Origin of the sequence: Serratia sp. CY29653, assembly GCF_052169255.1 — a bacterium.
In the GTDB taxonomy this organism is placed as follows: Bacteria; Pseudomonadota; Gammaproteobacteria; order Enterobacterales; family Enterobacteriaceae; genus Serratia; species Serratia sarumanii.
On the sequence record NZ_JBJNLC010000001.1, the window covers coordinates 912,924 to 936,634 of the forward strand.

Genomic DNA, 23,711 nt, shown 5'->3' on the forward strand with positions numbered 1-23,711 from the left:
AAAACTAGGATTTTCACATGAAAGTAACAGTTTTTGGTATTGGTTATGTGGGGCTGGTACAGGCCGCGGTGCTGGCTGAAGTTGGCCATGACGTTATGTGCATCGATGTTGATGAGCGAAAAGTCGAAAACCTGAAAAAAGGGAATATCCCGATTTTTGAGCCGGGCCTGGCGCCGCTGGTGCAGCAAAACTATGAGGCCGGGCGCCTGCATTTCACCACCGATGCCAAGGCGGGCGTGGCGCACGGGAATATCCAGTTTATCGCCGTCGGCACGCCGCCGGATGAGGACGGCTCAGCCGATCTGAAATATGTCACCGCGGTGGCGCGCACCATCGCCGAGCACATGACCGATCGCAAAGTGGTGATCGACAAATCCACCGTGCCGGTCGGCACGGCGGACAAGGTGCGTCAGGTGATGGCGGAAACGCTGGCTAAGCGCGGCAGCAACGTGCCGTTCGACGTGGTGTCCAACCCTGAATTCCTGAAGGAAGGCGCTGCGGTGGCTGACTGCATGCGCCCTGAACGCATCGTGATCGGTACCGATAATAAAGAGGTGATCGAACCTATTCGCGAGCTGTACGAGCCGTTTAACCGCAATCACGATCGTATGATCATGATGGATATCCGCAGCGCGGAGTTGACCAAATACGCCGCCAACTGCATGCTGGCGACCAAAATCAGCTTTATGAACGAAATGTCCAACCTGGCGGAAATGCTGGGCGCGGACATCGAGAAAGTGCGCCAGGGCATCGGTTCCGATTCACGCATCGGCTATCACTTCATTTACCCTGGCTGTGGCTACGGTGGTTCTTGCTTCCCGAAAGATGTACAGGCCTTGATCCGCACGGCGGAGCAGATCGGTTACCAACCGAAGCTGTTGCAGGCGGTAGAGCAGGTCAACTACCAACAGAAAGACAAGCTGAGCAGCTTTATCAAAGACTATTTCGGCAGCGATTTGAAGGGCAAAACCTTCGCACTGTGGGGCCTGGCGTTCAAGCCGAATACCGATGACATGCGTGAAGCCTCCAGCCGCGTGCTGATGGAGCAACTGTGGGCTGCCGGCGCCACCGTTCAAGCCTACGATCCGGAAGCGATGAACGAAGTTCAGCGCATCTATGGCCAGCGTGACGATCTGAAACTGATGGGCACCAAAGAGGCTGCGTTGCACGGCGCCGATGCGCTGGTGATTTGCACCGAATGGCAGAATTTCCGCGCGCCGGACTTCGACGTGATCAAGGGTGCGTTGAAACAGCCGGTGATCTTCGATGGACGTAACCTGTACGATCCGGAGCGTTTGGCGAATCGTGGCTTTACCTACTATGCGATTGGCCGCGGCGCATCGATTAAACCGGTTATTTAAGGAGTGACCATGAAATTCCTGGTTACAGGCGCCGCAGGGTTTATTGGTTATCACGTTGCAGAGCGTTTGTTGACCGCCGGGCATCAGGTTGTCGGCATCGATAACCTGAATGACTATTATGACGTGGGCCTGAAAACGGCCCGTCTGGACAGACTGGCGGATAAGCCGGGATTCCGCTTTATCAAGCTGGATTTGGCCGATCGCGAAGGCATGGCGGCATTGTTCGCCGAGCATCAGTTTCAGCGCGTCATTCATTTGGGCGCGCAAGCCGGCGTGCGTTATTCGCTGGTCAACCCGTTGGCTTATGCGGACGCCAACCTGATCGGCCATTTGAACGTGCTGGAAGGCTGCCGGCATAATAAGGTCGAGCATTTACTTTACGCGTCCTCCAGCTCTGTTTATGGCCTCAATCGCAAGCTGCCGTTTGCTACCGAAGATTCTGTCGACCACCCTGTGTCACTGTATGCGGCAACCAAAAAAGCCAATGAGCTGATGTCACACAGCTACTCTCATTTATACGGTCTTCCGACGACGGGGCTGCGCTTCTTTACCGTATATGGTCCCTGGGGGCGTCCGGATATGGCGCTGTTCAAGTTTACCAAGGCCATATTGGCGGGGGAGAGCATCGATGTATATAACCACGGTGAAATGCACCGTGACTTTACTTACATTGATGATATCACCGAGGCGATTGTGCGGCTGCAGGCGGTTATTCCGCAGGCAGATCCGTCATGGACCGTTGAACAGGGATCGCCGGCGACCAGTTCCGCGCCGTATCATGTTTATAATATCGGCAATAACTCCCCCGTTAAACTGATGGAATATATCACGGCATTGGAGCAGGCTTTGGGGGTAACGGCCCGCAAGAATATGCTACCGATGCAACCTGGCGACGTGATGGATACCAGCGCGGATACCGCAGAGCTTTATCGTGACATTGGTTTTAAGCCGGAAACCAGCGTTGAAGAGGGTGTGAAGCGCTTTGTTGATTGGTATAAGGCATTCTACCAGGTTCAATAATTGAACGAGGGTAAATGCGATAAAGGGGCCTTAGGGCCCTTTTTTTCACTGGGATTTCGTGCAAGGAGGAAAATGCGAATTAGGATATTTACTAAAAGAAAAGGGATGAGGCGGGATCACGTCTATAAGCTTTAAAATGAAAAGGCCCCCCGCAGGGAGCCTTTCAGATACGGACTGAATCGCTATTACAGCAGGAAATCATCCAGAGATTTACCTTGCTCTTCGATAGCTTTCTTAATCACCGCAGGGGTACGGCCTTGGCCGGTCCAGGTTTTCAGTTCGCCGTTTTCGTCTTTATATTGGTATTTAGCAGGACGTGCTGCACGTTTTGCTTTGCCGGCAGCCTTGTTGGCAGCCATGGTTTGCAGCAGTTCATTCGGATCGATACCGTCAGCAATCAGCATTTCGCGGTATTGCTGCAGTTTACGGGTGCGTTCTTCGATTTCTGCTTGAGCCTGGCTGTCTTCTTCGCGACGTTCGTTCACAACAACTTCCAGTTTCTCGAGCATTTCTTCCAGCGTTTCCAGTGTGCATTCTCTTGCCTGGGCGCGCAGAGTGCGGATGTTGTTCAAAATCTTTAATGCTTCGCTCATTGTCCTAGTCTCAAATTATATTGGTGGGGGGCGTCTCGATAATAATAGAGTGCTATTTTCCTTTCTGCAATAGCCAAATTGACTTGAATACTCAAATTTACCTTTTAAAAAACCGTTAATCGGATCTGTCCGACTAATATAGGAAGGGCTGTTAACTATTACCCTCACCGCACTTAAGTCAAAAATTCAGCAGGCATGCTTTAAAATGCGCGTGGCACAAGGCTTTCATCGATAAGTTATCGCTGTAATTTATATCAATATTACAATGGGTTCTGTGGGCTTAATCACGTCATGGCGAGGCAGACATTGTAAACAATAGGGGTATCTGGGTAAAGATTGCGTCAGGAAACGTCGGGGGAGAACGAAGGTGATTAAATGCCCTGTATTGGCCTCACGTATAATAGGCAAGCACTCCGCCGCGGTCGCGGCGCCTGCCGAGGTGAAAGGGGGGTATGCATTAATCGGCAAATGACCGGCTTAACCATTAGCAAGAATTAATAGTGATGACAGGCATACATTATCCTGTAAATAGCGGTAAAAAGAACGGGCCGACAGAAGGATATGTTTCGCTTGAAAGCGCATTATTACGGCGAACGCAATATTCGCTCGCTTTGGGCTGAGCCGGGGGGCGGGTTATGGTACACTCACCGTCCTAATCAACATTTGAATATTTCTTATACCATCGGAGTTGCGGGGCCATGGCTCAACTTTATTTTTATTACTCTGCGATGAATGCCGGCAAGTCCACCGCGCTGCTACAGTCTTCATATAACTATCAAGAACGTGGTATGCGCACGCTGGTGTTCACCGCGGAGATCGATCACCGCTTTGGGGTGGGCAAAGTCAGCTCGCGCATCGGTTTATCCTCGCAGGCCCAGCTCTATAACAACGACTCGATGCTGTACGCCATGATTCAGCAGGAGCATCAACAGCAGCCGGTGCATTGTGTGCTGCTGGATGAAAGCCAGTTCCTGACCAAGGCCCAGGTTGAGCAATTGTGCGATGTGGTGGACCAACTGGACATTCCCGTATTGTGCTACGGCCTGCGTACCGATTTTCTCGGTGAGCTGTTTATCGGCAGCCAATATTTGCTGGCCTGGGCTGATAAGCTGGTGGAATTGAAAACCATCTGCCACTGCGGGCGCAAAGCCAATATGGTGTTGCGGTTGGATGAAAACGGCCAGGCGATGCACGCCGGTGAGCAGGTGGTGATTGGCGGTAACGAGAGCTATGTCTCCGTCTGCCGCAAGCATTATAAAGAGGCGATTCACTCCCTGGAGTAGGGGAGAAAACGCCGCCAAAGCCCGCTGAAGCGTTTTGGTGACCTGAGTCGAAATGCAGCGCCTCGGGCGCAATAAAAAACCCGCCGTGTGGCGGGTTTTTTTATCGGTTCACGGAACCGTTATTTCTTGGGCTTCTTTACCGCGGTTTTGGCGGCAGCAGGAGCGGCAGCTTCCTCTTCTACCGCTTCGCTGAATTCGCGGCCGTAGAAGGTATCCAGCATGATTTGCTTCAGTTCGGCAATCAGCGGATAGCGCGGGTTGGCGCCGGTGCATTGGTCGTCGAACGCGTCTTCCGACAGCTTGTCGACTTTCGCCAGGAAGTCCGCCTCCTGCACACCCGCTTCGCGGATGGAGGTTGGGATGCCCAACTCGGTTTTCAGCTCGTCCAGCCAGGCCAGCAGTTTCTCAATCTTCTGCGCGGTGCGGTCGCCCGGGGCGCTCAGGCCGAGGTGGTCGGCGATTTCAGCGTAGCGGCGGCGCGCCTGAGGGCGGTCGTACTGGCTGAAGGCCGTCTGCTTGGTCGGGTTGTCGTTCGCATTGTAGCGAATAACGTTGGAAATCAGCATCGCGTTGGCCAGGCCGTGCGGAATGTGGAACTCCGAACCCAGCTTGTGCGCCATGGAGTGACAAACCCCAAGGAAGGCGTTGGCGAAAGCGATACCGGCGATGGTGGCGGCGTTGTGCACGCGTTCACGAGCAACCGGGTTTTTCGCGCCTTCTTTATAGCTGGCCGGCAGATACTCTTTCAACAGTTTCAGCGCCTGCAGCGCCTGGCCGTCGGAGTATTCGTTCGCCAGCACCGAGACGTAGGCTTCCAGCGCGTGGGTGACCGCATCCAGACCGCCGAAGGCACACAGGGATTTCGGCATGTTCATCACCAGGTTGGCGTCGACAATCGCCATGTCCGGGGTCAGCGCATAGTCGGCCAGCGGGTATTTCTGCCCGGTGGTGTCGTCGGTCACGACGGCGAATGGCGTGACTTCCGAACCGGTGCCTGAGGTGGTGGTGATAGCGATCATCTTCGCTTTCACGCCCATTTTCGGGAACTTGTAGATACGCTTGCGGATGTCCATGAAGCGCAGCGCCAGATCCTCGAAGTGGGTTTCAGGATGTTCGTACAGCACCCACATGATTTTCGCAGCGTCCATCGGCGAACCGCCGCCCAGCGCGATGATGACGTCCGGTTTGAAGGAGTTCATCTGCTCGGCGCCTTTACGCACGATGCTCAGTGTCGGGTCGGCTTCCACTTCGAAGAACACTTCGGTTTCGATGCCGTGAGACTTCAGAACCTTGGTGATCTGGTCGGCATAGCCGTTGTTGAACAGGAAACGGTCGGTCACGATGAAGGCGCGTTTTGCCCCGTCGGTCGCCACTTCTTCCAGCGCGATAGGCAGCGAGCCACGGCGGAAGTAGATCGATTTCGGAAGTTTATGCCACAACATGTTTTCTGCTCGCTTCGCTACAGTTTTCTTGTTGATCAGGTGTTTAGGTCCGACGTTTTCAGAGATGGAGTTACCACCCCAGGAGCCGCAACCCAGCGTCAGCGAAGGCGCGAGTTTGAAGTTATACAGGTCGCCGATACCGCCCTGAGAAGCCGGGGTGTTGATCAGGATGCGAGCCGTTTTCATTTTATCGCCGAAGTAGGCGATGCGAGCCGTTTGGTTATCCTGGTCGGTGTACAGGCAGGAAGTGTGGCCGATACCGCCCATGGCGACCAGTTTTTCGGCTTTGGCGACGGCGTCTTCGAAGTCTTTGGCCCGGTACATCGCCAGCGTCGGCGACAGTTTTTCATGGGCGAAAGGTTCGGACTCGTCGACCAGCTTCACTTCGCCGATCAGCACTTTGGTGTTGGCCGGCACTTTGATGCCTGCCATCTCGGCGATTTTCGGTGCGGATTGCCCGACGATGGCCGCGTTCAGACCGCCGTTTTTCAGGATGATGTCCTGCACCGCTTTCAGTTCTTTACCCTGCAGCAGATAGCCGCCGTGGGAAGCGAAGCGTTCGCGTACCGCATCATAAATAGAGTCGACGACGATGACCGACTGTTCGGAAGCGCAGATAACGCCGCTGTCGAAGGTTTTGGACATCAGGATAGAGGCGACCACGCGCTTGATGTCTGCGGTTTCGTCTACCACCACCGGCGTATTACCGGCGCCGACGCCGATGGCCGGTTTGCCGGAGCTGTAGGCGGCTTTCACCATGCCCGGGCCACCGGTGGCTAGGATCAGGTTGATGTCCGGGTGGTGCATCAGCTGGTTGGACAGTTCGACGGTCGGTTGGTCGATCCAACCGATGATGTCTTTCGGCGCGCCGGCGGCGATAGCGGCTTGCAGCACGATATCGGCGGCTTTGTTGGTGGCATTTTTCGCACGCGGGTGCGGCGAGAAGATGATGCCGTTACGGGTTTTCAGGCTGATCAGCGCTTTGAAGATCGCGGTAGAAGTTGGGTTGGTGGTAGGGACGATACCGCAAATCAGGCCGATAGGCTCGGCGATGGTGATGGTACCGAAGGTGTCATCTTCAGACAGGATGCCACAGGTTTTTTCATCTTTATAGGCATTGTAGATGTACTCGGAAGCGAAGTGGTTTTTGATCACTTTGTCTTCGACGATACCCATTCCGGATTCTTCCACGGCCATTTTGGCCAACGGGATACGGGCATCAGCAGCGGCGAGGGCGGCAGCGCGGAAAATTTTATCCACTTGCTCTTGAGTGAAGTTGGCATATTCGCGCTGGGCTTTTTTGACACGTGCGACAAGCTCGTTCAGTTCAGCGACATTCGTTACAGCCATAATGCTCTCCTGATAATGTTAAACTCTTTCAGTAAATAAGCCGTGCGAGCCACTAGTATAGTCATAACGGGAATAAACGGTGATTTGAATACCGGGGCTTTCCCGCGTTATTTCTTCGCATGCTGCTGATTTGCTTAAAGAGCTTCACCCTACGCCAACCGGAGGGGCAGGCAGTGAGGAGAAGGGAACCGGCTGGGCTGCCGCCGACTTTGTTCTACTCCCTGACTACGACTAAGAGCTTACCTACTGTTGGGTAGTCGATTTGTGATCTAAATCATGAAAAGTGCAAGCTGACACCTTTCAGCTTGCCGGTGTTGGGAATCATTCTTGATAACTGTGAGCGATGACTCTTTTTTCAACATAAAAAATCAAAAGGCCATACATCACTTTAACAAAGGGCATTTGTTTCGTTGCATAACTTGCTGACAGTCAAAAATGCTGCTTGGGCCGGATGGATTACCCGCGCCAATTCCATTACATTAGCGCGCATAGGCAGCACACCTTTTTTATAGCGATTAATGCGGAGCATCTGTGGGCCAATCTCTGTTGGATCTTTCCGGCTTTATCAAGTTCTTTGTCGGTCTGTTTGCGCTGGTCAACCCGGTGGGCATTTTGCCGGTGTTTATCAGCATGACCAGCTACCAGGCGGAAGCGGGGCGCAATAAAACCAACCTGACCGCCAACCTGTCGGTCGCCATCATTTTGTGGACGTCGCTGTTCCTGGGTGAAGGGATCCTGCGGATGTTCGGCATCTCTATCGATTCGTTCCGCATCGCCGGCGGTATTCTGGTGGTGACCATCGCCATGTCGATGATCAGCGGCAAGCTGGGGGAAGACAAGCAAAACAAACAGGAGAAATCGGAGAGCGCGATCCGCGAAAGCATCGGCGTGGTGCCGCTAGCGCTGCCGCTGATGGCGGGGCCGGGGGCGATCAGTTCCACCATCGTGTGGAGTTCCCGTTATCACAACTGGCAAAGCCTGCTCGGCTTTACGGTGGCGATCGCCTTGTTCGCCTTTTGTTGCTGGCTGTTGTTCCGCGCCGCGCCGCTGTTGGTGCGTTTGCTGGGGCAGACCGGCATCAACGTGATCACCCGTATCATGGGTCTGCTGCTGATGGCGCTCGGCATCGAGTTTATCGTTACCGGCATTAAGGCGATATTCCCCGGCCTGTTGTAATACCCTTTGTTTAGCCGCGTACCTTTCGCGTCGGCGCGGCTAAAATTAATTTTAAAGTTTAAATTATTTATTGGTTCGCATTATTATAGTGCACAGAGTGAATAAAAATTATGCCGTTGCACTCTTATGTTGCATAAATCTCATGTTGCTGCTCAAAAAAAACGCTGAGCGTTATTTCAAACACTTTTCCTCCCCCCTTTTCGCGCATTTTGCCCCCGTTCAACGGTAAAGCTGTTGTTAAATTAGTCACATCATTCTGTGGGGCTTGTCTCACTTTCATCCAGGTGTTATTAGTGATTAACCGCCCGTAGACAGGTGTTTGTTCTTTGAATGATTGGATTGTTAACTGAATGTTTCTTTTCGCGGCGGTGAGATCGTGCTGACGGTTTCAATTGAAATGAATTAGGTTTTTTTGCCTTTAAAATCATATCAATGACATTGGTTTTTCTTGGCCTCTAACGCAGGGGACGGATCGGGCTTCGTGCGATAAAAGAGAATTGCTTAACATTTTCGTAAAATTTATTGGCTATGGAATTTGGCTTCTGCTAATTTCCGAGCAACTTTCCCGTGGTCAATTAACTGAAATGCGCCATAAAAACGGGAATGATTTTTGCTGGTATCCGTTTATTTAGAATTCTTATAAACACTTCACAAACTTCGATAAGCGATGCTTGTCGGTGAAAAGGAGCCTCGATTATGCAGCAAACCCTGAAGCGTACTTCTTTGACCTTGTTGATTAGCGGCGCGCTGGGCGCCGGCGCCGTAAATAGCGGTTGGGCGGCGCAGGTGCCGGCCGGCGTTCAGTTGGCGCAGCAGCAGAATATTGTGATCAACAACGGTAGCGAAGTGGCTTCATTGGATCCGCATAAGGTCGAGGGCGTACCGGAAAGCAATATCATTCTTAACCTGCTGGAAGGGCTGGTGAGCACCGACGCCAACGGGCATGTGGTGCCGGCGGCGGCGGCGAGCTGGGAAAACCAGAATTATCAGCAATGGACCTTCCACCTGCGCCCCGGCGCGGTGTGGAGCGACGGCAGCCCGGTGACCGCGCAAGATTTCGTCTACAGCTGGCAGCGTCTGGCCGATCCGAAAATCGCCTCGCCCTATGCCAGCTACCTGCAATACACCAAAGTCGAGAATATCGACGACATCCTGACCGGTAAGAAGAGCCCGCAGACCCTCGGCGTCAAGGCGCTGGACGATCAAACGCTGCAGGTGACGCTGAGCGAGCCGGTGCCGTATTTCATCAGCATGCTGAGCCACACGTCGCTCAAACCGGTCAAGCGGGCGGTGGTGGAGAAATTCGGCGATAAATGGACGCTGCCTGCCAACTACGTCGGCAACGGCGCTTACCGCCTGAAAGAGTGGGTGGTGAACGAGCGCATCGTGCTGGAGCGCAGCCCGAGCTACTGGAACAACAAGCAGACGGTGATCAATCAGGCGACCTTCCTGCCGATTACCTCGGAAGTCAGCGACGTTAACCGCTTCCGCAGCGGCGAGATCGATATCACCAACAGCGCCATTCCGCCATACCTGTACGTCAAGATGAAACGCGAAATGCCTGAACAGCTGCACGTTAACCCTTATCTGTGCACCTTCTATTACGAGCTCAATAACAAGCAGGCGCCGTTCACCGATGCGCGCGTGCGTACGGCGGTGAAGATGACGCTGGATCGCGACATCATCGCCAACAAGATCATGGGCCAGGGGCAGATCCCAGCCTACAGCTTCACGCCGACCTTCACGGAAGGCGCTAACTTCACGCCGCCCGCGTGGGCCGGCTGGAGCCAGGAACAGCGCAACGCCGAAGCCAGGAAACTGCTGGCGGAAGCGGGCTACAGCGACGCCAAGCCGCTGAAATTCTCGCTGCTGTACAACACCTCCGATCAAAACAAACAGCAGGCGATCGCCGCTGCGTCGATGTGGAAGAAGAACCTGGGCGCTGAGGTCACGCTGCGCAACCAGGAATGGAAAACGTCGCTGGAGAGCCGCCATCAGGGGCAATACGACGTGGCGCGCGCCACCTGGTGCGGGGATTACAACGAGCCCAGCGCGTTCCTGAACCTGGTGCTGTCCAACAGCAGCATCAACACCGTGTTCTATAAGAGCCCGGCGTTCGACGCCATCATGGCCGCCACGCTGAAGGCGCCGGATGAGGCTGCGCGCGCCGCGCTCTATCAGCAGGCGGAAGCGCAGCTGGACAAAGACTCCGCGTTGGTCCCGGTTTATTACCGCGTCAGCGCGCGGTTGATCAAGCCGACGGTGGGCGGGTTCACCGGCAAAGATCCGCTGGACTATACCGACGTTAAAAATCTGTACATTATCAAGCAGTAAAAGGGGTATTCCTGGCGCTAGTTCGCGGAGGAATATAGGGAAGGCCGGCCGCCGCATTCGTTCCGCGGCGGCGGGAAAACAGAGTCCGCTTACGGGCAACGCAGGTTCCACGAAGAGCCTGTGATAATAAAAAACTGGAGTCGATAAGTATGACCAACATCACGAAGAAAACGCTCATTGCCGCCGGCGTCATCGCCGCGCTGGGCATCACAGCAACCACTTCCGCCTTTGCCGCCGACGTTCCTGCAGGCGTGCAACTGGCCGACAAGCAAGAAATCGTCAAAAACAACGGTTCCGAAGTGCAGTCGCTGGATCCGCACAAAATCGAGGGCGTGCCGGAAAACAACGTCACCCGCGATCTGATGGAAGGCCTGGCGAACAACAGCCCGGACGGTTCCATCGTGCCGGGCGTCGCGGAAAGCTGGGATAACAAGGATTTCAAAGTCTGGACCTTCCACCTGCGTAAAGACGCCAAATGGTCCAACGGCAAGCAGGTAACGGCGCAAGATTTCGTCTACAGCTGGCAGCGCGTGGTGGATCCGAAAACCGCGTCGCCTTACGCCAGCTACCTGCAGTACGCCCATGTGGAAAACGTCGATGACATCATCGCCGGTAAAAAAGACAAGTCGACGCTGGGCGTGAAGGCCATCGACGACCACACCTTCCAGGTGACCCTGAGCGAGTCGGTGCCTTATCTGGTTGAAATGACCCCGCACTACGCCATGAAGCCGGTTTACAAAGACGCGGTGGAGAAGTTTGGCGAGAAGTGGACGCTGCCGGCCAACTACGTCAGCAACGGCGCCTACAAACTGAAAGACTGGATTGTCAACGAACGCATCGTACTGGAACGCAACCCGGAATATTGGGATAACGCCAAAACCATCATCAATAAAGTGACGTTCCTGCCTATTTCGTCGGAAGTGACCGACGTTAACCGCTACCGCACCGGCGAAATCGACATGACCTACAACAACATGCCGATCGAACTGTTCCAGAAGCTGAAAAAAGAGATCCCGAAAGAGGTGCATGTCGATCCTTACCTGTGCACCTATTACTACGAAATCAACAACCAGAAGGCGCCGTTCACCGATGCGCGCGTGCGTGAAGCGCTGAAGTTGGGCATGGATCGCGACATCATCGTCAACAAGGTGAAAAACCAGGGCGATCTGCCGGCCTACAGCTTTACGCCGCCATACACCGACGGCGCCAAGCTGACCCCGCCGGAGTGGTTCGGCTGGACGCAGGAAAAACGCAACGAAGCGGCGAAGAAACTGCTGGCGGAAGCCGGCTATGGCCCGGGTAAACCGCTGACCTTCTCCCTGTTGTACAACACTTCAGACCTGCACAAGAAGCTGGCGATCGCCGCCGCCTCCATCTGGAAGAAAAACCTGGGCGTGGACGTGAAGCTGGTGAACCAGGAGTGGAAAACCTTCCTGGATACCCGCCATCAGGGCACCTATGACGTGGCACGCGCCGGCTGGTGCGCCGACTACAACGAGCCGAGCTCGTTCCTGAACATGATGTTGTCCGACAGCAGCAGTAACACCCCGCACTACAAGAGCGCCGAGTTCGACAAGCTGATGGCCAACGTGCTGACCGCGAAGACCAAAGACGAGCGCGCCGATCTGTATCAGAAAGCGGAAGTTCAGCTGGATAAGGATTCCGCCATCGTTCCGCTGTATTACTACGTGAACGCCCGTTTGGTGAAACCTTACGTCGGTGGCTACACCGGCAAAGACCCGCTTGATAACGTGTACGACAAAAACCTGTACATCATCAAGCATTGATACGGTAAGAGCCGGCGGCGCAGGCCGCCGGCCCATGTTGAGAATAATAAGCCGTCATCAGGCTGTCGCACAGGGTTAGGGCAATGCTTAAATTTATACTTCGTCGCTTGCTGGAAGCGATCCCGACACTATTTATCCTTATCACCATCTCATTCTTCATGATGCGCCTGGCGCCCGGCAGTCCATTTACCGGGGAACGCGCATTGCCGCCGGAAGTTATGGCGAACATCGAAGCCAAATATCATTTGAACGACCCGATCTGGAAACAGTACGGTCATTATCTGGCGCAGCTTGCGCAGGGAGACTTCGGCCCGTCCTTTAAATACAAGGACTATTCGGTCAACGATCTGGTCGCCGGCTCTTTCCCGGTGTCCGCCAAACTCGGCCTGGCCGCGTTTCTGCTGGCGGTGGTGCTGGGGGTGAGCGCAGGCGTGATTGCCGCGCTGAATCAGAACACCAAATGGGACTACACGGTGATGGGGTTCGCCATGACCGGGGTGGTGATACCCAGTTTCGTGGTGGCGCCGCTGTTGGTGCTGATCTTCGCCATCACGCTGAAATGGCTGCCGGGCGGTGGCTGGAACGGCGGCGCGCCTAAATTCATCATCCTTCCGATGGTGGCGCTGTCGCTGGCCTATATTGCCAGCATCGCCCGTATCACGCGCGGCTCGATGATTGAAGTGCTGCACTCCAACTTCATCCGCACCGCGCGCGCCAAAGGCTTGCCGATGCGTCGCATCATTTTCCGCCACGCGCTGAAGCCGGCGCTGCTGCCGGTGCTGTCCTACATGGGGCCGGCGTTCGTCGGTATCATCACCGGTTCGATGGTGATCGAAACCATCTACGGTCTGCCGGGGATCGGCCAGCTGTTCGTTAACGGCGCGCTGAACCGCGACTACTCCCTGGTATTGAGCCTGACCATTCTGGTGGGCGCACTGACCATTCTGTTCAACGCGATCGTCGATGTGCTGTATGCGGTCATCGATCCGAAAATCCGTTATTAATCTGGAGCACGCGAATGATGTTGACTAAAAAGAACAGCGAAGCTCTGGAACACTTCAGCGAGAAGCTGGAAGTGGAAGGACGCAGCCTGTGGCAAGACGCGCGCCGGCGCTTTATGCACAACCGCGCGGCGGTCAGCAGCCTGTTCATTCTGGTGTTGATCACGCTGTTTGTGGTGCTGGCGCCGATGCTGTCGCAATTTGCCTACGACGATACCGATTGGGCGATGATGTCCGCCGCGCCAAGCGTGGAATCGGGGCACTATTTCGGCACCGACTCCTCCGGGCGCGATCTGCTGGTGCGCGTGGCGATCGGCGGGCGCATCTCGCTGATGGTCGGCGTGGCGGCGGCGCTGGTGGCGGTGATCGTCGGCACCCTGTACGGCGCGATGTCCGGCTATCTGGGCGGCAAGGTCGACTCGGTGATGATGCGCCTGCTGGAGATCCTCAACTCCTTCCCGTTCATGTTCTTCGTGATCCTGCTGGTGACCTTTTTCGGCCAGAACATCCTGCTTATCTTCGTGGCGATCGGCATGGTGTCGTGGCTGGATATGGCGCGTATCGTGCGCGGCCAAACCCTCGGTCTCAAGCGCAAGGAGTTCATCGAAGCGGCGCTGGTGTGCGGCGTCTCCACGCGCAATATCGTGCTGCGGCATATCGTGCCGAACGTGCTCGGCGTGGTGGTGGTGTATGCCTCGCTGCTGGTGCCGAGCATGATCCTGTTCGAATCCTTCCTCAGCTTCCTGGGGCTGGGCACGCAGGAGCCGCTCAGCAGCTGGGGCGCATTGCTCAGCGACGGCGCCAACTCAATGGAAGTTTCACCGTGGTTGCTGCTGTTCCCGGCGGGTTTCCTGGTTGTCACTCTGTTCTGTTTCAACTTTATCGGCGATGGCCTGCGTGACGCCCTCGACCCGAAAGATCGTTAAGGAGTGCAATCATGAGCACCATTGAACATCCTCAACTGCAAACCGGCGCCGGGGTCAAAACGTCGCCGCTGCTGGACGTGAAAGACCTTCGCGTCACGTTCTCCACCCCGGACGGCGACGTGACGGCGGTGAACGATCTGAACTTCGACCTGCGCGCCGGCGAAACGCTGGGCATCGTCGGTGAATCCGGTTCCGGCAAATCGCAGACCGCGTTCGCCCTGATGGGGCTGCTGGCCAGCAATGGCCGCATCGGCGGCTCGGCCAAATTCAACGGCCGTGAAATTCTCAACCTGCCGGAAAATCAGCTCAACAAGCTGCGGGCGGAAGAGATCTCGATGATCTTCCAGGACCCGATGACCTCGCTCAACCCTTATATGCGCGTTGGCGAACAGCTGATGGAAGTGCTGATGCTGCATAAGAAAATGAGCAAAAGCGAAGCCTTCGAAGAGTCGGTACGCATGCTCGACGCGGTGAAAATGCCGGAAGCGCGCAAGCGCATGCGCATGTATCCGCACGAGTTTTCCGGCGGCATGCGCCAGCGCGTGATGATCGCCATGGCGCTGCTGTGCCGGCCGAAGCTGCTGATCGCCGACGAACCGACCACCGCGCTGGACGTGACCGTCCAGGCGCAGATCATGACGCTGCTCAACGAACTGAAGCGCGAATTCAACACCGCCATCATCATGATCACCCACGACCTGGGCGTGGTGGCCGGCATCTGCAACAAGGTGCTGGTGATGTACGCCGGCCGCACCATGGAATACGGCAGCGCGCGCGAGGTGTTCTACCAGCCGAGCCATCCGTACTCCATCGGCCTGTTGAACGCGGTGCCGCGCCTCGACGCCGAAGGCGAAGCGCTGCTGACCATTCCCGGCAACCCGCCGAACCTGCTGCGGTTGCCGAAAGGCTGCCCGTTCCAGCCGCGCTGCCCGTACGCCATGGAGCAGTGTGCGAGCGCTCCGCCGTTGGAGCAATTTGGGGAAGGGCGCCTGCGCGCCTGCTTTAAACCGGTGGAGGCGTTGGTATGACAGCGGTAACCGACAAGAAAGTGCTGCTCGAAGTGGCCGATTTGAAAGTGCACTTCGACATTCATGACGACAAACAGTGGTTCTGGCAGCCGCCGAAAACCCTGAAAGCGGTCGATGGCGTCACGCTGCGGCTGTTCGAGGGGGAAACCCTGGGCGTGGTCGGCGAGTCCGGCTGTGGCAAATCCACCTTCGCGCGCGCCATCATCGGCCTGGTGAAGGCCACCAGCGGGCGCGTCGCCTGGCTGGGGAAAGATCTGCTGGGCATGAGCGACGCCGACTGGCGGAAAACCCGCAGCGATATCCAGATGATCTTCCAGGATCCACTGGCGTCGCTCAACCCGCGCATGACCATCGGCGAGATCATCGCCGAGCCGCTGCGCACCTACTACCCGAAAATGCCGCGTCAGGAAGTGAAGGACAAGGTCAAGGCGATGATGCTGAAGGTCGGCCTGCTGCCTAACCTGATCAACCGCTACCCGCACGAGTTTTCCGGCGGCCAGTGCCAGCGTATCGGCATCGCGCGCGCGCTGATCCTCGAGCCGAAGCTGGTGATCTGCGACGAACCGGTCTCCGCGCTGGACGTGTCGATTCAGGCGCAGGTGGTGAACCTGCTGCAGCAGCTGCAGCGCGAGATGGGGCTGTCACTGATCTTTATCGCCCACGACTTGGCGGTGGTGAAGCACATTTCGGATCGCGTGCTGGTGATGTATCTGGGCCATGCGGTGGAGCTGGGCACCTATGACGAGGTGTACCACAATCCGCAGCACCCTTACACCAAAGCGCTGATGTCGGCGGTGCCGATCCCGGATCCGGACAAGGAGAAGGAAAAGCAGATCCAGCTGCTGGAAGGGGAGCTGCCTTCGCCGATCAACCCGCCGACCGGCTGCGTGTTCCGCACCCGCTGCCCGATCGCCGGGCCGGAGTGCGCCAAGACGCGTCCGCTGCTGGAGGGCAGTTTCCGCCACGCGGTGTCCTGCCTGAAGGTCGATCCGCTGTAATGCGCCGCTAGCCGGCAACAAAAAGCCCCGCTGAATGAGCGGGGCTTTTTTTATCCGATATGCTATCGGCGAATCACTCTTTCCACAGAATGTGGCACAGCTTGTGGTCTTTCTCGCGGCAGATCAGCACGCGGGCGAACACGTCGTTGATCGGCTCGCCGTCGCTGTCCGCGAGACCGATCACTACCTCGGCGAAGAAGTCCGGGTTCAGATCGTAATCCACGTGCTCGCTCCAGTCTTCGGAGGGGTCGTACAGTTCGGCGCCGCCGCGCTCTTCAAACTGCAGGTTGAACAGCAGAATATCCGCCGGATCCAGATTGTCGCCGGCCAATTCGAGGAAGATGTCGTAGGCCTGTTCCAGCGTCTCGTCTTCGGTAAGGCGGTTATTCAAATCCATAAAAAAATCCTGATAACAAATGATTTGGCGCTATTAAAGCACGCTCGTCGCGGCTTTTACAGCAGCGGGCTGAAAAAGTAGAACAGGCGCTCGACCAGGCGATGCCAGAACGGCCGCTTCAGCCACTCTTTGGCGTTCAGCAGCTTGGAACGGGCGATGTAATCTTCCTGCACGCAGGCCAAATCGCTGCCGAAGCCGTCATCATCGATCACCAGCGTGATCTCGAAATTCAGCCACAGGCTGCGCATATCCAGATTGACGGTGCCGACCAGGCTGAGTTGCCCGTCCACCAGCACGCTCTTGGTATGCAGCAGGCCGCCTTCGAACTGATAAATCCTGACGCCGGCCTCCAGCAGCTCGGAGAAGAACGCGCGGCTGGCCCAGCGCACCATCATCGAATCGTTGTCGCGCGGCACGATGATGCTGACCTCGACGCCGCGCAGGGCGGCGGTACAGATGGCGTGCAGCAGATCGTCGCTCGGCACGAAGTACGGCGTGGTCATGATCAGCTGCTCGCGGGCGGAATAGACCGCGGTCAGCAGCGCCTGGTGGATCATCTCCTCGGGGAAGCCGGGGCCGGAGGCGATCACCTGAATGGTGTGGCCGCTCTCCTGCTCGAACGGCATGATGTTGACGTCCGGCGGCGGCGGCAGAATGCGCTTGCCGGTTTCAATCTCCCAGTCACAGGCATAGACGATGCCCATGGTGGTGGCCACCGGGCCCTCCATGCGCGCCATCAGGTCGATCCACTGGCCGACGCCCGCATCTTGCTTGAAGTAGCGCGGATCGACCATGTTCATGCTGCCGGTATAGGCGATGTAGTTGTCGATCAGCACCACTTTGCGATGCTGACGCAGATCCATGCGGCGCAGGAACACGCGCAGCAGGTTGACCTTCAGCGCTTCCACCACTTCGATGCCGGCATTGCGCATCATCGCCGGGTAGGGGCTGCGGAAAAATTGCAGGCTGCCGGCGGAGTCGAGCATCAGGCGGCAGTGTACGCCGCGCCGCGCGGCGGCCATCAGCGATTCGGCCACCTGATCGACCAGGCCGCCGGGCTGCCAGATATAGAACACCATTTCGATGTTGTGGCGCGCCAGCTCGATGTCGCGGATCAGCGCTTTCAGCGTGTCGTCGGTGGTGGTGAGCAGCTGCAGCTGGTTGCCCTTGACGCCGTCGATGCCCTGGCGGCGGTTGCACAGCTGGAACAGCGGTTCGGCGACTTCGCTGTATTCGGTGGCGAAGATGCGGCGGCTCTCTTTCAGCTCCTTCAGCCAACGGGCGGTCGACGGCCACATGGCCTTGGCGCGCTCGGCCCGGCGCTTGCCCAGATGCAGCTCGCCGAACGATAAATAGGCCACGATGCCGAACAGCGGCAGAATGTAGATAACCAGCAGCCAGGCCATGGCAGAGGGAACCGCACGGCGTTTCATTAAAATGCGCATCGTCACGCCGGCGATCAGCAGCCAGTAGCCGAACACCATGAGCCAACTGATTACGGTATAAAATGTTGTCATAAAGGCGAAAAATCCCGTTCGCAAACCACCAATGATGAGTGTACGCACAGATCGGGCAAGGCGAAACCTTTTATCGGCGCTTATGTTACATAAATATGATGAAGTTAAGGCACTTGCTGAAAATGAAAGGGCGGCTTTTGCCCGCGCGGCGTCCGCTGTGCCGCCGATAACGGCGGCTTGGATCACGGGCGGAAAGGGCTATAATGCCCGCGGTTGGCATTAGACGAACGAGTGACGGAATTATGAGACGCAGTAGAAATGAAGTGGGCCGCTGGCGCATGTTGCGGCAGAGCCAACGCCGCCGGCATCGCTGGCTGGAGCGCCAGTCGTGCAGCAATCGCCATATCATCCGGGTGCGGCGCCGCCTGGACGATCAGCATCGGCGCGCGCTGCTGTTTGCGGTATCCTGCGAGTGGTAAAACGAAAACAGTCCCGTAAGGGACTGTTTTGTTATGGCGCCAGGGTTATTTACCCAGATAGGCGTTGAGCATCCAGACCTGTTTTTCCTGCTCTTTGATGTAATCGCTCATCAGCGACGCGGTGCCTTCGTCGCCGGCGTCCGCCGCCACCGTCAGCAGTTCACGCTGCTGTTGCAGCAAGATTGAATACCCTTCCAACAGGCCGCGCAGCGTGCCCTTATCATCGGTCACGTTGGTGTGTTCCTTGATGTCGGCGGTTTTCAGATAGTCGCTGAAAGCGTGACGCGGCTGCGAGCCCAGCGTCAGAATACGTTCCGCCAGCTCGTCCACCTTGGTCAGCAGATCGTTATATGTCTCTTCGAACTTCGCGTGCAGTTCAAAGAACTGCGGGCCGGTAATGTTCCAATGATAGCCGCGCACGTTCATATACAGCACCTGATAGTTCGCCAACAGCGCGTTCAGCGCTTCGGCGAGTTTTGCCGATTGTTTACTGTCGAGGCCGATATGGGTTTTCGCTGCTTTCTTTGCCGTTGCCATAATAATCTTCTCCTGATTATCTGTTCCGATAGTAGACAGAATCAATTTCCATAGGGGATACAGTAACCGGATTTATCGCAGGGTTAAACACGATAACAGGCATTATTGCCATCGTTCAAACCGATGACGACAAATCCGTCGAGCAAATTGCCGAATCAGTTTACGCAGGTTCCGCCGGCGAAAAAAGCCGCTTTTATCGGTTACTTGCGCAGCGCCAGTTTTACCGCCCCGGCGCCCAGCGCCATTAACAGCGCGGCGGCGATCAGTACCGTAATAAACGCGCGATCAAAGGCCAGACGCGCCAGCTGCGTCAGCTGCTGCGCGCGATCGGCCGCCATCCCGGCCGCCAGGCGCAGGGCTTCGTCGATGCTGTCGTATGCCAGCGGGTTGACCGGCAGCTCCGCCGGCAGCGCCAGGCTATGGCTGTAAACCGCCGTCATCAACCCGCCGAGCAGCGTCACGCCCAGCACGCCGCCCAGCTCGTAGGAGACGTCCTCGATCGACGCCGCCATGCCGGATTTTTCCTCCGGCGCGTTCAGCATGATGGCGGTGGAAGCGGCGGTGATCACGCCGCCGAGGCCAAAGCCCACCAGCGCCAGGCTGACCAATTGCAATGCCATGCCGCTCTGGTATAACGCGGCAAGACCGGCGATGCCGAGAGTGGTCAGGACAAAACCGCCGAGGATGATGCTGCGTTCGCCGTAGCGCGGCAACAGCAGGCCGGCTACGGGCCCCGCCAGCGCCGAGGCCAGCGGGATCGGCAAAATAAACAGCGCCGCCTGCAGCGGGCTGAGGCCGAGCACCAGCTGTAGGCGTTGGCTGAGCACCAGTTCGATGCCGATCAGCGCCACCATCGACAACAGCGCCACGCCGATGCCGCCGGCGAACAGCCGGTTGCGGAACAGAGAGAAATCGATCATCGGGTGGGCGCTGCGCTGCTGGCGTCGCACGAACAGGGCCAGGAACAACACGCCGATCAGGGCTGCCACAAGCAAGGCACTCACATCAGGCGTCGGCTTGCTCAGCTCCTTCAGCGCATAGATAGCGCCGACCAGGCCAATCATGATCTGCACCGAGCCGACGATGTCCGAAGGGCGCGGGTTATCGCCACCGCAGCGCGGGATCAGTTTCCACGCCAGCGGCCAGACCAGCAGCACGACCGGCACATTGATCAGGAACACCGAACCCCACCAGAAATACTCCAGCAGCAGGCCGCCGACCACCGGGCCGATGGCCGCGCCGCCGGAGGCCACCGAGGCCCAGATGCCGATCGCCAGCGCGCGTTCGCGTTCGTCGGTAAAGACGTGGCGCACGATGGACAGCGTGGCGGGCATCATCATCGCCGCGCCAACGGCGAGGAACACCCGGGCGGCGATCAGCCACTCGGCGGTGGGCGAGAACGCGGCGCACAGCGACGCGACGGCAAACACCGGCAGTCCGGCGAGAAACAGCCGTTTATGGCCGATGCGATCGCTCAGCATGCCGGCGCCGGGCAACAGGCCGGCCACCACCAGCGGGTAGGCGTTGACGATCCAGAGTTTTTGCGAAGCGCTGGCGTCCAGCGCCTGGGTTAAGCGCGGCAGGGCGGTATATAACACCGTCATATCGATGACGATCAGGAACAGGGCGCTGGCGACCATCGTCAGGATCAACCAGCGGTTCTTGGCGTACATAAGTCATAATCCAGTTAAAGTGGGCCGCGCGGAGGCGCCGCCATTCGGGTAACCCACCGGCGATGCCGGGTGGTATACTGGTGATAATATATATCCATACGTTCGTATTGAAAAGAAGGGTTTCTTAATGGGACGTCAACGCAGCATCGATCGCGACAAGGTTTTGGACATCGCAGAAGAAATCGTCGCCACCCAGGGCGCCGCCGGCTTGACCATCGACGCCGTCGCCAAAGCGATGGGGATCTCCAAGGGCGGGGTGCAGTATTGCTTTGGCAGCAAAGACGCCCTGATTGATGCCATGTTCGATCGCTGGGGCAGTGCCTATGAAACGCTGTTCACGGCTATCGCCGGCGACGATCCTTCACCGCAGACCGCTGTGCGGGCGCATATGCTGGCCACCCACAGTTCGGATCAGACCGCCAGCGCCAAGGCCGCCGGGCTGATGGCGACGCTGATTCAAACGCCGGAGCATCTGGCGAGCACGCGCGAATGGTATCGCAGCCGCATCGCCGGACTCGATTTGGCCACCGAAGAGGGCAAGCGCGCGCGCCTGGCGTTTCTCGCCACCGAAGGCGCCTTTATGCTGCGTTACTTTGGTTTGATGGATATCGACCAGGCGGAATGGGAAACGATGTTCGCCGATATGCAGGCGTTGATTTTAACTGAGGATGCCTATCGCACTGATAGCTAGTAAAGCCCGCAGTGAAGGGCGTATGGTTATCGAACAAGATATTCCCTCGAAGAACTTTTAAGCCAGCCACTCCGTGCTGGCTTTTTTTTGTTTGCAGGCAAGCGCCCAAGCGGTGCCCCCCTGGAGGCAGGGGGCGGGGGGATTATTTACGGGCGTCCAACAGCGATTGGGCGTTCTCTGCGGTGACGACGGTCCACGGAATGTAATAATGCTTCTGCGTGCCGCCTTCCCATTTCAGATCCTTGGCGTACTGTTTCCAGATATCCGACTGCGGCTGATAGCTTTCACCTTTCACGGCGCGCAGCGCGACGTCGATGGACCCCTGCATCTGGCCTTTGGCATCTTGCAGGATAGAGACCATTTCACCGGCCTGCACCGCATGAATCGCGTCGGAAACGCCGTCAACGCCGGCAATCGCGAAGTCCTTCACATTCAGGCCGGCGCCTTTAATCGCCTCGATAGCGCCCAGCGCCATCTCGTCGTTTTGGCCAATCACGCCGTTGATTTTGCCCCGATGTTTCTGCAGCCAGTTTTCCATCAGCGGCTGCGCTTCCGCGCGTGACCAGTTGGCCGTTTTGCGTTCAAGCACGGTGACCTGGCCGGCACCGCACTCGGCTATCGCTTTATCATTGCCCTTGCCGCGCTGGATCTCGCCGCTGCCGCCTTTCGGGCCTTCGATAATCACCACGTTCACCTTATGGTTCTTGCAGTCGAGTTTGTCCAGTACGGCTTTGGCTTCCAGATATCCCCCCAACTCGTCGTTAGACACCACTTCAGACGTCATCGCGTCTGTGTTCAGGCGCGCATTGGTGACCACCACCGGGATTTTGGCCTCGTTGGCATTGGTGACGATATCGATATTGGCTTCAAAATCCATAGGGTTGACGATAATGGCATCGGCGCGCGTCTGGATAGTGGTGGCGGCCTGATCGTTTTGCACCGATGCATCATAACGCCCATCGTAGAAGGTCAGCACGGCTTCGCCGCTTTTCACCGCCGGGTGTTCCTTCCCGAACCTTTCCATCAATTGCACGAATTCGGCTTTGTTGCCGTACATCAATACCGCGATTTTAACCGGGGCGGCCTGGGCTGCCGACAGGCTGCCCAGCATCAGGGCAGAGGCAAACAACGCTATCTTGGTCTTATTCATGGTTTTCTCCTGGTAGAGTTGGGTCTGATGTTATTAATCGCGCTGTTGCTTACGCGAGGGGTCGAGCAATACGGCAAGGACGATCAATGCGCCTTTGATAATTTGTTGGTAATACGACTGCACGCCGAGCAGATCGAGGCCGTTATTCATCACCCCGATAATCAGCACGCCGAAGAAGGTGCCGACCAGCGTACCGACGCCGCCGGCCATGCTGGTGCCACCGATCACCACCGCCGCGATGGCGTCCAGCTCATACCCTGCGCCGGCATTGGTCTGCGCCGAACCGGTGCGCGCCGTGAGGATCAGGCCGGCGATGCCGGCCAGCGCGCCGCACAGCGTATACACCAGTATTTTGATGCGGGTCACGTTAATCCCCGAGGTGCGCGCGCTCTTCGGGTTGCCGCCGACGGCGTAGATGTAGCGCCCGAAGAGGGTTTTATTCAGCACGAGCCAGGCGAGGGCGAACAGCACGATGAAGATGATGACGGGCACCGGAACGCCGCCGACATAGCCATTGCCTAACCAGCGGAAATCGCTGTTCAATTGCGATACCGGATTGCCGTTGGTGGTCAGCATGGTTAAACCGCGCGCCGCGGAGAGCATGCCCATGGTGACGATAAACGGCTGCAGCCGATAACGGGCTAACACGGTGCCGTTTACCAGGCCGCAGACGATGCCGATGCCCAGCGCCACAATCAGCGGCGCCATGACGGCGGTCGCGGTGTCGCCGATAGCCAATCCGCTGTTGTTGGTGGCGAAGCGAGCGGCGACGATCCCGCTTAACGCCAGCACCGAGCCCACGGAGAGATCGACGCCTGCCGTGATAATGACGAAGGTCATGCCGATCGCCAGAATGCCGTTGATCGAGACCTGGCGCAGGACGATCAGGGTGTTTTCATTGCTGAGAAAATAGTTGCTGCTCCAGGCCCCCTGAGCGACCTGATATTCGCCAATCAGCGCCACGATCAGGCACAGGGCGAAAAAGGCGATGATAATGCCGTATTTGTGCATACGTCGCTTATTGCGGG

Annotated in this window: 20 protein-coding genes; 12 read left to right on the forward strand and 8 right to left on the reverse strand. The window is 57.1% G+C overall.

Annotated elements, in window-relative coordinates:
• Window positions 1-17: 17 nt before the first annotated feature.
• Window positions 18-1,361 (forward strand): UDP-glucose dehydrogenase family protein, encoded by a 1,344-nt coding sequence (locus ACJ8HN_RS04550; protein ID WP_033634791.1) that lies wholly within the window; start codon window positions 18-20, stop codon window positions 1,359-1,361.
• 9 nt (window positions 1,362-1,370) lie between these two features.
• Window positions 1,371-2,381 (forward strand): NAD-dependent epimerase, encoded by a 1,011-nt coding sequence (locus ACJ8HN_RS04555; RefSeq protein ID WP_033634790.1) that lies wholly within the window; start codon window positions 1,371-1,373, stop codon window positions 2,379-2,381.
• 185 nt (window positions 2,382-2,566) lie between these two features.
• Here ACJ8HN_RS04555 and hns read toward each other — a convergent pair whose 3' ends face one another.
• The gene (gene hns / locus ACJ8HN_RS04560; protein WP_004932170.1) at window positions 2,567-2,974 is read right to left on the reverse strand and encodes a histone-like nucleoid-structuring protein H-NS; all 408 of its coding nucleotides are present in this window, start codon (window positions 2,972-2,974) and stop codon (window positions 2,567-2,569) included.
• A 698-nt stretch (window positions 2,975-3,672) separates the two neighbouring features.
• On the opposite strand from hns, the gene ACJ8HN_RS04565 reads away from it, so the two are divergent.
• The gene (locus ACJ8HN_RS04565) at window positions 3,673-4,257 is read left to right on the forward strand and encodes a thymidine kinase (RefSeq protein ID WP_033634789.1); all 585 of its coding nucleotides are present in this window, start codon (window positions 3,673-3,675) and stop codon (window positions 4,255-4,257) included.
• Window positions 4,258-4,376: 119 nt separating this feature from the next.
• Here the strand turns inward: ACJ8HN_RS04565 and adhE are convergent, their stop codons facing one another.
• The gene (gene adhE / locus ACJ8HN_RS04570; RefSeq protein WP_038877249.1) at window positions 4,377-7,049 is read right to left on the reverse strand and encodes a bifunctional acetaldehyde-CoA/alcohol dehydrogenase; all 2,673 of its coding nucleotides are present in this window, start codon (window positions 7,047-7,049) and stop codon (window positions 4,377-4,379) included.
• Window positions 7,050-7,580: 531 nt separating this feature from the next.
• Here adhE and ACJ8HN_RS04575 point away from each other — a divergent pair.
• The 7 genes from ACJ8HN_RS04575 (at window position 7,581) to oppF (ending at window position 16,299) form a co-directional block, all read left to right on the forward strand.
• Entirely contained in the window at window positions 7,581-8,225 is a 645-nt protein-coding gene (locus tag ACJ8HN_RS04575; RefSeq protein ID WP_015378089.1) for a YchE family NAAT transporter, read from the forward strand.
• 696 nt (window positions 8,226-8,921) lie between these two features.
• Entirely contained in the window at window positions 8,922-10,559 is a 1,638-nt protein-coding gene (locus ACJ8HN_RS04580) for an ABC transporter substrate-binding protein (protein WP_039565814.1), read from the forward strand.
• 149 nt (window positions 10,560-10,708) lie between these two features.
• Entirely contained in the window at window positions 10,709-12,346 is a 1,638-nt protein-coding gene (gene oppA / locus ACJ8HN_RS04585; protein ID WP_442523112.1) for an oligopeptide ABC transporter substrate-binding protein OppA, read from the forward strand.
• A gap of 83 nt (window positions 12,347-12,429) precedes the next feature.
• On the forward strand, window positions 12,430-13,350 hold the full coding sequence (gene oppB, locus ACJ8HN_RS04590) for an oligopeptide ABC transporter permease OppB (protein ID WP_033654356.1): 921 nt from the start codon (window positions 12,430-12,432) through the stop codon (window positions 13,348-13,350).
• Window positions 13,351-13,364: 14 nt separating this feature from the next.
• Window positions 13,365-14,273 (forward strand): oligopeptide ABC transporter permease OppC, encoded by a 909-nt coding sequence (gene oppC, locus ACJ8HN_RS04595; RefSeq protein WP_033634783.1) that lies wholly within the window; start codon window positions 13,365-13,367, stop codon window positions 14,271-14,273.
• 11 nt (window positions 14,274-14,284) lie between these two features.
• Window positions 14,285-15,301: an ABC transporter ATP-binding protein gene (locus ACJ8HN_RS04600; protein WP_033634782.1), complete on the forward strand. Its 1,017-nt coding sequence runs from the start codon at window positions 14,285-14,287 to the stop codon at window positions 15,299-15,301.
• Window positions 15,298-16,299 carry a murein tripeptide/oligopeptide ABC transporter ATP binding protein OppF gene (gene oppF / locus ACJ8HN_RS04605; protein ID WP_025303071.1) on the forward strand — a complete coding sequence of 334 codons (1,002 nt, stop codon included), beginning with the start codon at window positions 15,298-15,300 and terminating at the stop codon, window positions 16,297-16,299. Before ACJ8HN_RS04600 ends, oppF begins: the two co-directional genes overlap by 4 nt.
• Before the next feature lie 73 nt (window positions 16,300-16,372).
• On the opposite strand, the gene ACJ8HN_RS04610 is transcribed toward oppF, so the two are convergent.
• Window positions 16,373-16,696: an HI1450 family dsDNA-mimic protein gene (locus ACJ8HN_RS04610; protein WP_004932139.1), complete on the reverse strand. Its 324-nt coding sequence runs from the start codon at window positions 16,694-16,696 to the stop codon at window positions 16,373-16,375.
• Window positions 16,697-16,752: 56 nt separating this feature from the next.
• Entirely contained in the window at window positions 16,753-18,213 is a 1,461-nt protein-coding gene (cls, locus tag ACJ8HN_RS04615; protein WP_033634781.1) for a cardiolipin synthase, read from the reverse strand.
• Between the two features lie 242 nt (window positions 18,214-18,455).
• On the opposite strand from cls, the gene ACJ8HN_RS04620 reads away from it, so the two are divergent.
• Complete coding sequence (locus ACJ8HN_RS04620; RefSeq protein ID WP_025159792.1) at window positions 18,456-18,632, forward strand: YciY family protein; 177 nt, start codon at window positions 18,456-18,458, stop codon at window positions 18,630-18,632.
• A 45-nt stretch (window positions 18,633-18,677) separates the two neighbouring features.
• Here ACJ8HN_RS04620 and ACJ8HN_RS04625 read toward each other — a convergent pair whose 3' ends face one another.
• Together ACJ8HN_RS04625 and smfY are read right to left on the reverse strand one after the other, a co-directional pair.
• Window positions 18,678-19,169, reverse strand: a complete 492-nt coding sequence (locus tag ACJ8HN_RS04625; protein WP_004932132.1) for a Dps family protein — start codon at window positions 19,167-19,169, stop codon at window positions 18,678-18,680.
• Between the two features lie 200 nt (window positions 19,170-19,369).
• Window positions 19,370-20,842: a multidrug efflux MFS transporter SmfY gene (gene smfY / locus ACJ8HN_RS04630; RefSeq protein ID WP_033634780.1), complete on the reverse strand. Its 1,473-nt coding sequence runs from the start codon at window positions 20,840-20,842 to the stop codon at window positions 19,370-19,372.
• Window positions 20,843-20,969: 127 nt separating this feature from the next.
• Here smfY and ACJ8HN_RS04635 point away from each other — a divergent pair, with 127 nt between their 5' ends.
• Entirely contained in the window at window positions 20,970-21,533 is a 564-nt protein-coding gene (locus tag ACJ8HN_RS04635; protein ID WP_103798473.1) for a TetR/AcrR family transcriptional regulator, read from the forward strand.
• A 142-nt stretch (window positions 21,534-21,675) separates the two neighbouring features.
• Here ACJ8HN_RS04635 and ACJ8HN_RS04640 read toward each other — a convergent pair whose 3' ends face one another.
• Window positions 21,676-22,683: a substrate-binding domain-containing protein gene (locus ACJ8HN_RS04640; protein ID WP_442523113.1), complete on the reverse strand. Its 1,008-nt coding sequence runs from the start codon at window positions 22,681-22,683 to the stop codon at window positions 21,676-21,678.
• A 33-nt stretch (window positions 22,684-22,716) separates the two neighbouring features.
• Window positions 22,717-23,694, reverse strand: a complete 978-nt coding sequence (locus ACJ8HN_RS04645; protein ID WP_016927501.1) for an ABC transporter permease — start codon at window positions 23,692-23,694, stop codon at window positions 22,717-22,719.
• Window positions 23,695-23,711: the final 17 nt, after the last annotated feature.

What these genes read in the sequence shown, in the direction of transcription:
- ACJ8HN_RS04550 (WP_033634791.1), top strand. Translation starts at nt 18, where the DNA reads ATGAAAGTAACAGTTTTTGGTATTGGTTATGTGGGGCTGGTACAGGCC.
- ACJ8HN_RS04555 (WP_033634790.1), top strand. Translation starts at nt 1,371, where the DNA reads ATGAAATTCCTGGTTACAGGCGCCGCAGGGTTTATTGGTTATCACGTT.
- hns (WP_004932170.1), bottom strand. Translation starts at nt 2,974, where the DNA reads ATGAGCGAAGCATTAAAGATTTTGAACAACATCCGCACTCTGCGCGCC.
- ACJ8HN_RS04565 (WP_033634789.1), top strand. Translation starts at nt 3,673, where the DNA reads ATGGCTCAACTTTATTTTTATTACTCTGCGATGAATGCCGGCAAGTCC.
- adhE (WP_038877249.1), bottom strand. Translation starts at nt 7,049, where the DNA reads ATGGCTGTAACGAATGTCGCTGAACTGAACGAGCTTGTCGCACGTGTC.
- ACJ8HN_RS04580 (WP_039565814.1), top strand. Translation starts at nt 8,922, where the DNA reads ATGCAGCAAACCCTGAAGCGTACTTCTTTGACCTTGTTGATTAGCGGC.
- oppA (WP_442523112.1), top strand. Translation starts at nt 10,709, where the DNA reads ATGACCAACATCACGAAGAAAACGCTCATTGCCGCCGGCGTCATCGCC.
- oppB (WP_033654356.1), top strand. Translation starts at nt 12,430, where the DNA reads ATGCTTAAATTTATACTTCGTCGCTTGCTGGAAGCGATCCCGACACTA.
- oppC (WP_033634783.1), top strand. Translation starts at nt 13,365, where the DNA reads ATGATGTTGACTAAAAAGAACAGCGAAGCTCTGGAACACTTCAGCGAG.
- ACJ8HN_RS04600 (WP_033634782.1), top strand. Translation starts at nt 14,285, where the DNA reads ATGAGCACCATTGAACATCCTCAACTGCAAACCGGCGCCGGGGTCAAA.
- oppF (WP_025303071.1), top strand. Translation starts at nt 15,298, where the DNA reads ATGACAGCGGTAACCGACAAGAAAGTGCTGCTCGAAGTGGCCGATTTG.
- ACJ8HN_RS04610 (WP_004932139.1), bottom strand. Translation starts at nt 16,696, where the DNA reads ATGGATTTGAATAACCGCCTTACCGAAGACGAGACGCTGGAACAGGCC.
- cls (WP_033634781.1), bottom strand. Translation starts at nt 18,213, where the DNA reads ATGACAACATTTTATACCGTAATCAGTTGGCTCATGGTGTTCGGCTAC.
- ACJ8HN_RS04620 (WP_025159792.1), top strand. Translation starts at nt 18,456, where the DNA reads ATGAGACGCAGTAGAAATGAAGTGGGCCGCTGGCGCATGTTGCGGCAG.
- ACJ8HN_RS04625 (WP_004932132.1), bottom strand. Translation starts at nt 19,169, where the DNA reads ATGGCAACGGCAAAGAAAGCAGCGAAAACCCATATCGGCCTCGACAGT.
- smfY (WP_033634780.1), bottom strand. Translation starts at nt 20,842, where the DNA reads ATGTACGCCAAGAACCGCTGGTTGATCCTGACGATGGTCGCCAGCGCC.
- ACJ8HN_RS04635 (WP_103798473.1), top strand. Translation starts at nt 20,970, where the DNA reads ATGGGACGTCAACGCAGCATCGATCGCGACAAGGTTTTGGACATCGCA.
- ACJ8HN_RS04640 (WP_442523113.1), bottom strand. Translation starts at nt 22,683, where the DNA reads ATGAATAAGACCAAGATAGCGTTGTTTGCCTCTGCCCTGATGCTGGGC.
- ACJ8HN_RS04645 (WP_016927501.1), bottom strand. Translation starts at nt 23,694, where the DNA reads ATGCACAAATACGGCATTATCATCGCCTTTTTCGCCCTGTGCCTGATC.